General features: G+C 58.7%; 11 protein-coding genes. 3 read left to right on the top strand and 8 right to left on the bottom strand.

Going from position 1 to position 12,210, the window contains the following annotated elements; all coding sequences use genetic code 11:
* From ACTIE1_RS03640 to ACTIE1_RS03610, 7 genes are all read right to left on the bottom strand, one after another.
* Positions 1–456, bottom strand: a 456-nt coding sequence (locus ACTIE1_RS03640; protein ID WP_439563261.1) for a gamma-glutamyltransferase, incomplete at its 3' end; no start/stop codon positions are given.
* A 146-nt stretch (positions 457–602) separates the two neighbouring features.
* Entirely contained in the window at positions 603–2,006 is a 1,404-nt protein-coding gene (locus ACTIE1_RS03635; protein WP_439561886.1) for an inorganic phosphate transporter, read from the bottom strand.
* Positions 2,007–2,155: 149 nt separating this feature from the next.
* On the bottom strand, positions 2,156–2,605 hold the full coding sequence (locus tag ACTIE1_RS03630; RefSeq protein ID WP_439561725.1) for an NUDIX hydrolase: 450 nt from the start codon (positions 2,603–2,605) through the stop codon (positions 2,156–2,158).
* Between the two features lie 90 nt (positions 2,606–2,695).
* Entirely contained in the window at positions 2,696–3,112 is a 417-nt protein-coding gene (gene arfB / locus ACTIE1_RS03625) for an alternative ribosome rescue aminoacyl-tRNA hydrolase ArfB (protein WP_439561724.1), read from the bottom strand.
* 261 nt (positions 3,113–3,373) lie between these two features.
* Positions 3,374–4,009 carry a queuosine precursor transporter gene (locus tag ACTIE1_RS03620; RefSeq protein ID WP_439561723.1) on the bottom strand — a complete coding sequence of 212 codons (636 nt, stop codon included), beginning with the start codon at positions 4,007–4,009 and terminating at the stop codon, positions 3,374–3,376.
* 99 nt (positions 4,010–4,108) lie between these two features.
* Positions 4,109–4,993, bottom strand: a complete 885-nt coding sequence (mepA, locus tag ACTIE1_RS03615) for a penicillin-insensitive murein endopeptidase (protein ID WP_439561722.1) — start codon at positions 4,991–4,993, stop codon at positions 4,109–4,111.
* A complete protein-coding gene (locus tag ACTIE1_RS03610; protein ID WP_439561721.1) occupies positions 4,984–6,330 on the bottom strand; it encodes an MFS transporter in 1,347 nt (448 codons plus the stop codon). The genes mepA and ACTIE1_RS03610 overlap by 10 nt, the downstream gene beginning before the upstream one ends.
* A 281-nt stretch (positions 6,331–6,611) precedes the next feature.
* On the opposite strand from ACTIE1_RS03610, the gene ACTIE1_RS03605 reads away from it, so the two are divergent.
* From ACTIE1_RS03605 to ACTIE1_RS03595, 3 genes are all read left to right on the top strand, one after another.
* On the top strand, positions 6,612–7,622 hold the full coding sequence (locus ACTIE1_RS03605; protein ID WP_439561720.1) for a glycine betaine ABC transporter substrate-binding protein: 1,011 nt from the start codon (positions 6,612–6,614) through the stop codon (positions 7,620–7,622).
* 90 nt (positions 7,623–7,712) lie between these two features.
* Complete coding sequence (locus tag ACTIE1_RS03600; protein ID WP_439561719.1) at positions 7,713–8,603, top strand: ABC transporter permease; 891 nt, start codon at positions 7,713–7,715, stop codon at positions 8,601–8,603.
* Positions 8,596–9,609 carry a quaternary amine ABC transporter ATP-binding protein gene (locus tag ACTIE1_RS03595; RefSeq protein ID WP_439561718.1) on the top strand — a complete coding sequence of 338 codons (1,014 nt, stop codon included), beginning with the start codon at positions 8,596–8,598 and terminating at the stop codon, positions 9,607–9,609. Before ACTIE1_RS03600 ends, ACTIE1_RS03595 begins: the two co-directional genes overlap by 8 nt.
* Positions 9,610–9,789: 180 nt before the next feature.
* Here the strand turns inward: ACTIE1_RS03595 and gyrB are convergent, their stop codons facing one another.
* A complete protein-coding gene (gyrB, locus tag ACTIE1_RS03590) occupies positions 9,790–12,207 on the bottom strand; it encodes a DNA topoisomerase (ATP-hydrolyzing) subunit B (RefSeq protein WP_439561717.1) in 2,418 nt (805 codons plus the stop codon).
* Positions 12,208–12,210: the final 3 nt, after the last annotated feature.

The raw sequence follows: 12,210 nt of genomic DNA, 5'->3' as shown, positions 1-12,210 counted from the left end.
GGCCACGCGCGGCAGACAGGGGTGACCGGCGCTGCAATAATGGATCGCCGGTTCAAGAACATCGCGCAAAGGCAGCCGCCCGTAATCGCGCAACATCAGCATCCAGCCATCCCATGCGCCGGGAATGACTGTGGACAGCAACCCGTCACCGGGGACATGGCGCAAGCCCTGTGCACGGTAATGCGCGATTGTCGCACCGGCGGGGGCGGGGCCTTGGGCGTTTATCACCTCGGTCTGTTGTGTTTTGGCTGACCAAAGGATTGCGGGCAATTCACCCGCTGGCCCGTTCAGATGCGGTTCCACCACTTGCAGCACCAGCCCCGCAGCCACTGCCGCGTCAAATGCATTTCCGCCGCGTTCCAGCATCGCCATTCCCACGCTGGATGCAATCCAGTGCGTCGATGTGACAACGCCGAATGTGCCGGTAATCTCGGGCCGCGTCGTGAAACTGGACATAGGCAATCTGCCCCCCTGCATGCATGGTTGTCGGTGCATGATCACGCAAGATCAGGTGGACCGCAAGATGAACCCGCCCATGACGGCCTGCGCAGGACGGGCGTCACCGGCAAATATTGGTGATACGGCGGCGTCGCATGGGGGCGTTAATAGGATATCAGATTCATCAGGTAGAACAGTGCCGCAGACAGCACCGCCGCAGATGGAACCGTGACAATCCACGCTGCAAGGATAGTCAGGAAATGCGCACGGCGCACGACTTTCTTGCGCTTGCGCACTTCGACAGGGGTGGTGGTGTCCACACGGCGTTCATTCAGAACGCGTTCATGATACCATTCCCGAAAGAAACCCACCCCGAATATTGCCCCGATGGCGATATGTGTGGAACTGACCGGCAGGCCCAGCCATGATGCAAAGATGACAGTGATCGCCGCAGCAAGTGACACGCAATAGGCGCGCATGGCGTTCAGGCGCGTGATTTCGCTGCCGACAAGGTTAATCAGTTTCGGACCAAACAACAGCAACCCGACCGACAGGCCGATCCCGCCGATCAGCATGACCCAAAGCGGAATGCCCACACTGTCGGAGGCTCCGCCGCCCTGCACGGCATGCACAATGGCCGCAACCGGACCGATGGCATTTGCCACATCATTCGCCCCATGCGCAAATGACAACAGTGCCGCCGAGAAGATCAGCGGAATGTTGAACAGGATTTTCAGTGATTTCTTGCGGTTCTCCATGCCCTCGCTTTGGCGGCGGATGACCGGACGCATCAGAAATGTCAGGACTGTCCCGAAGATCACGCCCATGGCGACGGCCGTGCCAAAATCGATCCGGATGATCCTGTTCACGCCTTTCAGCGCCAGATAGGTTGTGAAACACCCGCCCATGATGCCGATCAGTATGGGCACCCAATAGCGCGCTGCCTGAATCATGTCCGGACGATAGATGATCCGTGACTTGATGATGGCCAGAAAAATCGCCGCGAAGATCCCGCCCAACACTGGCGAGATGACCCAGCTTGCCGCAATTCGCGCCATCATGGGCCAGTTCACTGCGGCAAAGCCTGCTGCCGCGATACCTGCGCCCATGACACCGCCAACAATCGAATGCGTGGTCGACACGGGGGCGCCGATCCATGTGGCAAGATTGATCCACAAAGCGCCCGCCAGAAGGGCTGCCATCATGGCCCAGATAAACACTTGCGTTTCGGCCACTGATTCAGGCGCGATAATCCCGCGCGACACTGTGTTGACGACATCGCCCCCCGCAATCAGGGCGCCCGCTGTTTCGCAAATAGCCGCAACAATCAACGCAGTCCCAATGGTCAATGCGCGCGCACCGACCGATGGCCCCATATTGTTGGCAACGTCATTCGCACCGATATTGATGGCCATATAGGCCCCGATAATCGCGGCTGCGATGACGATCAGGCCCAGTGGTTCAAACCCGATAAACGCCGCGACTGCCAGCCCCGTTACAACCATGAATGCCAGTGCAAGGCCGGGCGCGACCAGCGGGCGCGCGGAGTAGGCCATCGCGCGTTCCATTGCGGAAAGGCGCGCCAGATCCTTGTTAAGCGTCTTCCATGACTTCTCGGAAAGGTTGGACACTGCGAATACCTGTTTGTAACAACTTTATGACGTGACGGGCGGTATCAGGATTCGTGGTGTGCGACAACATGGATCGTAATCCGTGGCTAATTTGCCTGTAAACTTTCCAGCAGCATCTGGACCTCGGGGTCGCGGACGATCTGCGCGGCCTTTTCAATGGAAAACCATTGCCGGTTGCGTTTGTGGGCTTCGGGATATGTGTCGGCAATCGTCTTGACATCCAGCCGGAATATCTGGGCACGGCAGCTGACAGGCAGACCGCTTTTCTTGATTTTCGTATAGGTGAAGGCGCCGATCGGGTCGTCGGAAACCGTCCCGCGGACGCCGGCTTCTTCCCATGCCTCGATCGCGGCGGCCTGGGCCAGTGATTTGCCCTTCATCGGCCACCCTTTGGGAATGACCCATTGGCGCAGGCGCAATGTCTGGACCAGCAACACCTCGCGTCCCGCGGGCCCGTCGCGCAGACATAACGCGGCCGTCTGCACGAATGCAGGGCGCACCTGATCTGCGATCAGGTTCAGCAGGATTCTGGACATGGCCGCAGCGTTCACGAAAGCAAGCTCCTGTTATGGAAGATGACAGGCAAATGTAACCTGAACATGAAAATTACAGCGAAGCCAGCCACGCTAGTCCGGTTTTGGTGCGCTGCGCAAGGCCTTGATATCGGCGCGATGGGCCTTGGATTCAAGCCTGCGCCGTTTGCTGGCCAGTGTCGGGCGGGTTCTTATGCGCGGTTTCGGGCGCATCAGGGCCTGCCGTACCAACTCGGCCAGTCGTTCGCGTGCAATTTCGCGATTTCGCGCCTGTGAGCGCGTTTCCTCGACACGCAAGACAAGCGCGCCATCCTGCGTCCAGCGCCGCCCCGCCAGCCGTTTCAGCCGCGTTTTGACCGGCGCAGGCAGGTTCGGGCTGCGCTCCGCCTCGAACCGCAATTCGACGGCGCTGGACACTTTGTTGACGTTTTGTCCGCCGGGTCCGGATGAACGGGTAAACGCTTCCGTCAGTTCCCAATCCTGCAAGGTGATGTCGTCATTTATGCGCATGGGTCTGTCAGTTCAAAAGCACGGGTGAATCGAAAGGGCCGCCTGAAAGAAGGCGGCCCTAAACGAGCTTCAGGAGATGGAGCCAAGTTAGAGCACTGGCCCAATCAAAAGGGTGTCCCCATCAGGGCTGCCGTCAGGTTTTGCCCCCTTTGACTGTCTTTGCACCTCTCTCCAACATCACTCTAGACACTGGACCACCTCCTTTCATTTGGTTGCTGTTATTAAGGATGGTGGCACATATTTTGTGTTTGTCAAAAGAAATTATGCGACAGGTAGCGTTTTTTTTCTGACAATCAGTCTGAATGGCACCAAAGCCAGCAAGGCCAGTGTCAGCTTTACGCCCCAATCTGCGACAGCAAGGCTAACCCAAAGCGGCACTTCAGGCCCAAAGCCCAGCATTGGCAGGATTTCACCGGCCCAGGACACATCATTTGCAGGTTCGATGAACACCAGTGTCGCCGAAAACGCGATGCTGAAAAATAAGGCAGTGTCCAATGTGGACCCCACAAGTGTGGATGCCAGCGGTGCGCGCCACCATGGGCCGCCGTGTTTGTCTTCGCGCAGGCGGTCGAAAATGGCCACATCGACCAGTTGTGCGGTCAGGAATGCGATGCCCGACCCCAGTGCAATGCGCAATGTGACAAGCGGGCCGTATTCCCCGATGATCTGGGTGCCAATCAGCGAACAGGCAACGCCCACCGCGAAGCCCACCCAAACCACGCGGCGTGCCGCCTGCGGGCCATAGACGCGGTTCATCACGTCATTCACCAGAAAGGCCAGCGGGTAGGTGAATGCCCCCCATGTCAGCCAGTTTCCGAACAGGAATTGTACAAGGATATTCGATGCGACGACGATCGCCGCCATGGCAATTATGCCGGGCAGATGGGCGCGATTCATAAGATGTATTCCGTTTTTTTCAAGGTTGCGGAGACTTGTGCCGAAACCGGCATTGCGCCAGATAGCGACACTGGCACGAAAAGGCAAGTCTGGGGCGGCTTATTGTGTCGCCAGAACCTGCTGGCACTGTGTTGGCAGGTCCGCCATCGTGAATTCGCGCGGATGGCGTGTGCGCGGTGCGGGCGGTTCAGTGCGTTCGCGCCGTGGCGGGTTCAGGAAATCGGTCACCCACCATTCCAGCGTTTCGTCGCAACCATTCCCGCCCTTGGACAGTTCCGCCACTGTGGGGGTCTGGGTCACGCAATGGCGGTTGCCGCGCGGGCATGACAGGCGCACATGAAAATGATAATTATGCCCGACCGCGGGCCGGATTTTCTGTAGCCATGCCGTATCGGCGCGGGTTGCGGTTTTGCACATTTCCAGTTTGACGGCGGCTGCCACGAAAATACGGTCAACACGCGGATCAAGCGCCGCCTGTTTCAGCAATTCATGATGTGCAGGTGTCCAGTTGGAATTGACGCTGCGTTGGTCGTTTGTGCGCACCGAAATCGAACTAAGGTTCTCGCGTTCATTGCGCGACAGGTTCAGGCGCGTGGGCGGCAGCATCCATATGTCGATATCAAGCCCGATCTGGTGGCTGGCATGGCCCGATGTCATTGGCCCCCCGCGCGGTTGGCTGATGTCGCCGATATACAGCCCGTTCCAGCCGATTTGCACAGCCTTGCGCGACAGATCCTGTACATAGGAAATCGCGTCAGGATGCCCCCAGTTGCGGTTGCGCGACAGGCGCATCGCCTGCCATGTCGGCCCCGTTTCCGGCAGTCGCACCAACCCCGCTGCGCATCCGTTGGCGTAAGATCCAATCGCTTCGGGCGCTTGCAGGGACGGCATGGAATGCGCGCCAAACATCTGGTTGGCCAGCGATTGGGCCGTGGCAAGAACGGGGGCCACAGTCAGTAACAGGGTCAGGATGATCAGGCGCATTCGAACTCCGGCTCTCCTTCGGGCTTTACCCATATTAGCAGGACCAACCCTAATGCGAACAGTCCTATTAACGGGGTGACCCCAAGTCTTTGGTTGTCGGTCAATGTGGTGGCAAGCGCGATAAGCGCGGGCGCGATAAAGGACAGCACCTTGCCCGACAGCGCATACAGGCCGAACCCTTCGGTCATGCGTTCGGGGTTGGCTTGCCGTACCAGCATTGTGCGCGATGCCGCCTGAAGCGTGCCGCCGCCCGCGCCGATAAGCCCGCCGCAAATGTAGAATATAATATCGGGCATCCGAGAGGTCGCCTCGACCGGTATGAACAGCACCATGCTGCGGTCTGTGCTGACAAGAATGGCGCACACGATAATCAACAGGATAATGCAGCTGATAATGACGGGCTTCGGGCCAAAGCGGGAATCCAGTTTGCCCCCGAACCAGCAGGCCACTGCCCCCACTGCCGCCGCCAGAATGCCGAAAACGCCGATCTGGATGATGGTCCATTGCAATACACCGGCAGCATAGATCCCGCCAAAGGCATAAATGCCGTTCAGGGCGTCCCGATACAGCATTGATGACCCCAGATAGGCAAACAGACTGCGCCGCACGGGCAGGGCGCGCAGCGTTCCCTTCAATTCGCGCAGACCGCGTGCCACTGCGCCGGGGGCCTTGCGCGGGGTGGGTGGTTCCTTGACCCACAGGAAAAACGGGATCACGAAAACCATATACCATAGTGCCGCAAATGGCCCGACCGCGCGCGTGCCTTCGCGCAGGTCCGGGTCCAGACCGAACAAGGGCGCAATCCCCAGCATGGTGACGCCCGCATCGTTTTCCGCCAGAAGCGCCAGCATGACCGCCAGTGACAACAGGCCCCCCACATAGCCCAACGCCCAGCCTGTGCCGGATATGCGGCCCAACTCTGTGCGCGGCGCAAGACTGGGCAGCACTGAATTTGTGAAAACGATGCCGTATTCCAACCCCACCAGACCGACGGCGAAGGCAACCAGCACCAGCAGGATTGTGCCCTGCGTGGCATCCGGCGTGGCCCACCACAGCGCGGATGCCCCCGAAACATACAGCAGCGACCACAGCAGTATCCAAAGCCGTTTCCGGCCGGAATTGTCCGCGATTGCCCCAAGGATGGGCGCGAAAAACGCGGTCAGCAGACCTGATATTGCCAGCATCCACCCCCACATGGCCTGACCGCTGACCGGGTCCGGCGCGACCGATGCGGCGAAATAGGGGGCAAAAATGAAGGTCAGCAGCAACGTGTTATAGGGCTGGTTCGCCCAGTCGAATGCCCACCACCCCCAAATGCGTTTGCGTTCGCTGCCCATGTTGCCCCTTTGATTTGCCCTGTCCGATTAACGCAGGCCCGATACGGGCTGGCAAGGGGGGATGTGGCATCATTTCCGGTGCAGGCATGGTCTTGGTGCAATGCCTTCCGTTTCATTTGGTGGCCAATGCGGCTTTACAAGTCAGGTGTCATGTGGTCTTTTTGCGACATTAGCGGGCCGGATGTGTCGCTTTTTGCCAAATCCCTACGGCAAAGCCACCAGATTTACTGGAGGATCCGGCCCAATGTAGCAAAAAATGCGAATGAAACAGGGAGAACATCATGAAAACGGGAATTCTGGGCGCAGCCAGTGCGCTGGCGTTAAGCATAGCCATGACGCAGGCAGCCGCCGCCGATGAATGCGGCGCCGTGTCGATTGCCGAAATGAACTGGGCCTCGGCAGAGTTGATGGCAAATGTCGACGCGATCATTCTTGAAGAAGGCTACGGGTGCGATGTGACGCTGGTTCCCGGCGCAACCGAAACAACCTTCGCGTCCATGAGCGAGCGTGGCCAGCCGGATGTGGCGCCTGAATTGTGGATCAATGCTGTGCGCATTGCACTGGAAGCCGCCAAGGAAGAAGGCAGCTTGCAGGCCCTGAACCCCGCGCCCATCACCGACCTTGGTGAAGGGTGGTGGGTGACGCCCGCATTCCACGCAGAACACCCCGAACTGGACACGGTCGAAAAGCTGCTGGAACGTCCCGACCTGTTCCCGCATCCCGAAGACCCATCCATGGGGGCCTTTGTGGGGTGCCCTGCCGGTTGGGGCTGTCAGTTGGTCAATGCCAACCTGTTCCGTGCCTTTGAAATGGAAGACAAGGGCTGGCGTCTGGTCGATCCCGGATCGGCGGCAGGGCTGGACGGGTCCATGGCCCGCGCGGCGGAACGGGATATGCCATGGTTTGGCTATTACTGGGCGCCCACATCGATGATCGGCAAGTATGACATGGTTCTTTTGCCGTTCGAGGCCGAATGGGCCGGCACCGAGAACTGGGACGGGTGCATCGCGCTGGCGGAACAGGATTGTCTGGACCCGCAGCCCACATCATGGACCGTCTCCGAGGTGGAAACCGTTGTGACATCGGGGTTCATGGACAAGGCGGGGCCCGCGGCTTCCTATTTTGAAAACCGCGTATTCCCCGGCGATGTGATGAATGAAATGCTTGTTTTCATGAACGAAAATCAGGCCCTTGGCGAAGATGCGGCATTCGAGTTTTTGCTGACACATGAAGACGTCTGGACCCAGTGGGTTAGCGAGGAAGTTGCCGACCGCATCCGGGGCGCGCTGTAACGCGCTGCGAAACCCGAAAAGCGAAGGCCCGCATTTTTTTGCGGGCCTTTCACGCATTGGGACAGCATATCTGAACCAAAGGACAGATAAATGGAATTTTTCAGGGAATTTCCGTCATTGTCGCGCGGGGAACTGGCCTCGCTGCGGCGGTCCATTGACGGGGCGTTTCGTGACTTCACGCGCAGCTGGGCGGAAACGCTTGAAGCCTTTTTTCACCCTTTGCTGCGGTTTTTGGTCTGGTTCGAGAACCTTCTTCTGGCCACGCCCTGGCCGATCATCCTGATTGTGATCGGGGGCTTGTGCTATGCGGGGGCGCGCAGTTGGAAAATTACCGTTGCATCGGTGCTGGCCTTTGTGGTGATCGGGTATTTCGGCATGTGGGAAGATACCATGTCGACACTGGCAATCATTTCGGTTGCAACATTTCTGTGCATCGCAATCGGCATTCCGGTGGGCATTCTGATGGCGCGGTCCGACCGGATGCAGGCCGCCATCACACCGGTTCTGGATGTGATGCAAACCATCCCGTCCTTTGTGTATCTTATTCCTGTTGTCATGTTGCTGGGCATCGGCAAGGTGCCGGGCCTGATTGCCGTGTGCATCTATGCCATACCGCCCATTGTGCGCCTGACCAATCTGGGGATCCGGCTGGTGGACAAGGACATTCTGGAAGCCGCTGATGCGTTCGGGGCCTCGCCGCGCCAGAAGCTGTGGGGGGTGCAGGTGCCGCTGGCCCTGCCCAACATTTTCGCAGGTGTGAACCAGACCATCATGATGGCGCTGGCGATGGTGGTGATTGCGTCCATGATCGGGGTGCAAGGGCTGGGCGTGCCGGTATTGCGGGCCATTTCGAACCAGTATCTGGCGCTGGGCGTCATGAACGGGCTGGCCATTGTCGCGCTGGCCATTATATTTGACCGCGTGTCGCAAACCTATGGCAAGCGGTTGCAGGCCCATCGCAAGGGGCATGGCCATGACTGAGACCAAGGTTCGCATCCGCAACCTGTATAAAATTTTCGGCAGATCGCCCCAAAAGGTGCTGCCATTGGTCAAGGATGGCTTGTCCAAGGCTGATCTTCTGGACCAGCACAATCATGTTCTGGGTATTCAGGATGTGTCGCTGGATATTCCTGAAAAGCGCATTCAGGTGGTTATGGGGCTGTCAGGGTCGGGCAAATCCACATTGATACGGCACATCAACCGCCTGATCGAACCGACAGCGGGCGAAATCCTGATCGATGGCGAAGACGTCCTGTCCATGTCCGACAGCCAGCTACAGGATTTGCGGCGCTTCAAGGCATCGATGGTGTTCCAGAAGTTCGGTCTGCTGCCGCATCGCAGGATCATCGAGAATGTGGCCTATGGTCTGGTTGTGCAGGGCAAAAGCGATGCGGACGCCAGCAAACGCGCCCGTCACTGGATCGACCGTGTCGGACTAAGCGGGTATGAAGACCATTATCCGGCGCAACTGTCCGGGGGTATGCAGCAACGTGTTGGGCTGGCGCGCGCACTGGCCACGGATGCGGAAATCCTGCTGATGGATGAGGCGTTTTCCGCGCTGGACCCGTTGATCCGCTATGACATGCAGTCGATCCTGCTGGAATTGCAGAACGAACTGCACAAGACGATCATCTTTATCACCCATGATCTGGATGAAGCGCTGCGCCTTGGTGACAACATTGCCATATTGCGGGACGGGGCGATGGTGCAACAAGGCGACGCGCAGGAAATCGTTTTGCAGCCTGCCGATGACTACATCAGGGATTTCATCAAGGATATCAATCGCGGGCGGGTTATCCGTCTGGGCAGTCTGGCATCCGGCCATGCCCCTGAGAACGGCAATAGCCTGCCTGCGGATACCTTGCTAGAAGATGCGCTGACACAGCTTGTGGATGCGCCGGACCAGCGCCTTGCCGTGGCCGATAAGGCAGGCAAGGTGGTCGGGGCGGTAACTTTGAAAGATGCGCTTCAAGCCATGCGATCGTGATTTAGAGCATGTCGCGTTCATTCGTATTCACGCGACATGCTCTAACTTATTGGTTTTGCATGTTCGCGAAGCTCAAAACCGGTTCCCACTTTTGAGTAACATGCTCTAAAGCGCAGTCGGTAAAATAAAACAGGGGGCGTTGCTGCCCCCTGTTTCATATCCATTCAATCCGGCAAAACGTCACGCGTCAAGGTTTTCAACACTTAGCGCGTTGCGCTGGATAAATTCGCGTCTGGGTTCCACCACATCGCCCATCAGCTTGGTGAAAATATCATCCGCTTCGGCCAGATCATCAATCTTGACCTGCAACAGGGTGCGCGCTTCGGGGTCCAGCGTGGTTTCCCACAACTGGTCGGGGTTCATTTCCCCCAAGCCCTTGTAGCGTTGCAGCGACAGGCCCTTTTCCCCTTCGGTCAGAATGGCGTCCAGCAGGTCGACGGGGCCATAGATCTTCTGTTTGCGGTCGCGGCGCAGCAATTCTGCGGGCTGGCCGTAAATATCCTGCAGCGCTTGGGTATGCGTGGCCAGCCTGCGGGCCTCGCCGGATCGCAGAACGCCACCGTCCAGCCTGCGCACTTCTTCCACACCGCGCAACACACGCGACAGGCGCAAACCGCCATCCTGCGTGGGGCGGCCCTGCCAGCCGCGTTCGTATTCAGCGGCAATCAGGTCCAGCCGGTTGGCAACACTGTCCGCCAGTTGCTGCGGGTGACTGGCCAGTGCTTCGGGCAACAGCGCGCCAGCAATCGTGGCCTGTTCCAGAATATGTTGGGGGTAATGCGTGGGGAATGCCGCCAGCGACCGGCGCACGACGCGCGCTTCACTGACAATGCGCGCCAGATCCTGTCCGGTGATTTCCTCGCCGGTGGCAAGGCGCAATATGACACCATCGACGCCCTGTTCGATCAGGTAATCTTCCAGCGCGGGCTTGTCCTTCAGGTACACTTCCGACTTGCCGCGCGCGACCTTGAACAGCGGTGGTTCGGCAATATACAGATACCCGCCTTCAATCAGTTCGGGCATCTGGCGGAAGAAGAAGGTCAGCAACAGCGTGCGGATATGCGCGCCGTCGACATCCGCATCGGTCATGATGATGATCTTGTGATAACGCAGCTTCGCAATGTCGAATTCATCCCGCCCGATGCCGGTGCCAAGCGCGGTAATCAGCGTGCCGATTTCCTGTGACCCCAGCATCCGGTCAAAGCGGGCGCGTTCCACGTTCAGGATTTTACCCCGCAGCGGCAACACCGCCTGATTCTGACGGCTTCGCCCCTGCTTGGCGGAACCGCCAGCCGAGTCCCCCTCGACCAGAAACAATTCGGACTTGGCGGGGTCGCGTTCCTGACAATCGGCCAGTTTGCCGGGCAGGCTGGCCACGTCCAGCGCGGTTTTGCGCCGGGTCAGGTCACGGGCCTTGCGCGCCGCTTCGCGGGCAAAAGCGGCTTCGATGATCTTGCCAACAATCGCCTTGGCATGCGCGGGGTTTTCTTCGAACCATTCCGCCAGCTTTTCATTGACCAGCGATTCAACGGCAGGGCGCACTTCGCTGGACACCAGCTTGTCTTTGGTCTGGCTGGAGAATTTGGGGTCCGGCACCTTGACCGACAGCACGCAGGTCAGTCCTTCGCGGGCATCATCGCCGGTGAAGCTGATCTTTTCCTTCTTGGCGATGCCGCTGGACTGCGCATAAGCGTTGATCGTGCGTGTCAGCGCGCCGCGAAACCCCGCCAGATGGCTGCCGCCATCACGTTGCGGAATGTTGTTGGTGAAGGGCAGCACTGTTTCATGGTAGCTGTCATTCCACCACATGGCGACTTCCACCCCGATATCGTCGCGTTCGCCGGTAATATGGATGGGTTCAGGCATGACCGGCGACTTGGAGCGGTCCAGATGGCGGACAAATTCGCGCACGCCGCCTTCATAGAACAGTTCAGAGCGCAGCATTTCCGCCGGGCGGTGATCTTCCAGAATGATGCGCACACCCGAATTCAGGAAAGCCAGTTCGCGCAGCCGGTTTTCAAGCGTCTTGAAGCTGTATTCAAGGTTGGAAAACGTGTCGGTGGATGCCAGAAACCGCACTTCGGTTCCGGTTTTATTGCCCGCGTCGCCCACAACTTCCAGATGGCGCACTGTGTCGCCGCGTTCAAACCGCGCAATGTGTTCCTTGCCCGCGCGCCAGACACGCAGTTCCAGCCAGTCCGACAGGGCGTTGACGACCGAAACCCCCACACCGTGCAAACCGCCCGACACCTTGTAGGAATTGCTGTCGAATTTGCCGCCCGCGTGCAGCTGGGTCATGATAACCTCGGCGGCGGAAACCCCTTCTTCGGCATGGATGTCGGTGGGAATGCCGCGGCCGTTATCCATGACAGATACCGAATTGTCGGCATGGATGGTGACACTCACGAAATCTGCATGGCCGGCCAGCGCCTCGTCAATGCCGTTATCGACAACTTCATAGACCATGTGATGCAGGCCGGACCCGTCATCGGTGTCGCCAATATACATGCCGGGGCGTTTGCGCACGGCATCCAACCCCTTGAGAACCTTGATCGAATCGGCGCCATATTCTTCGCGCTTCACGGCATCAGCAGACATGTA

This window comes from Roseinatronobacter sp. (assembly GCF_051859525.1).
In the GTDB taxonomy this organism is placed as follows: Bacteria; Pseudomonadota; Alphaproteobacteria; order Rhodobacterales; family Rhodobacteraceae; genus Roseinatronobacter.
Note: the sequence above shows the minus strand (reverse complement) of the source record. Positions and strands in the feature narration are given on the sequence as shown.

What these genes read in the sequence shown, in the direction of transcription:
- ACTIE1_RS03595 (WP_439561718.1), top strand. Translation starts at nt 8,596, where the DNA reads ATGACTGAGACCAAGGTTCGCATCCGCAACCTGTATAAAATTTTCGGC.
- ACTIE1_RS03635 (WP_439561886.1), bottom strand. Translation starts at nt 2,006, where the DNA reads ATGGAACGCGCGATGGCCTACTCCGCGCGCCCGCTGGTCGCGCCCGGC.
- ACTIE1_RS03605 (WP_439561720.1), top strand. Translation starts at nt 6,612, where the DNA reads ATGAAAACGGGAATTCTGGGCGCAGCCAGTGCGCTGGCGTTAAGCATA.
- ACTIE1_RS03630 (WP_439561725.1), bottom strand. Translation starts at nt 2,605, where the DNA reads ATGTCCAGAATCCTGCTGAACCTGATCGCAGATCAGGTGCGCCCTGCA.
- mepA (WP_439561722.1), bottom strand. Translation starts at nt 4,993, where the DNA reads ATGCGCCTGATCATCCTGACCCTGTTACTGACTGTGGCCCCCGTTCTT.
- ACTIE1_RS03600 (WP_439561719.1), top strand. Translation starts at nt 7,713, where the DNA reads ATGGAATTTTTCAGGGAATTTCCGTCATTGTCGCGCGGGGAACTGGCC.
- arfB (WP_439561724.1), bottom strand. Translation starts at nt 3,112, where the DNA reads ATGCGCATAAATGACGACATCACCTTGCAGGATTGGGAACTGACGGAA.
- ACTIE1_RS03610 (WP_439561721.1), bottom strand. Translation starts at nt 6,330, where the DNA reads ATGGGCAGCGAACGCAAACGCATTTGGGGGTGGTGGGCATTCGACTGG.
- gyrB (WP_439561717.1), bottom strand. Translation starts at nt 12,207, where the DNA reads ATGTCTGCTGATGCCGTGAAGCGCGAAGAATATGGCGCCGATTCGATC.
- ACTIE1_RS03620 (WP_439561723.1), bottom strand. Translation starts at nt 4,009, where the DNA reads ATGAATCGCGCCCATCTGCCCGGCATAATTGCCATGGCGGCGATCGTC.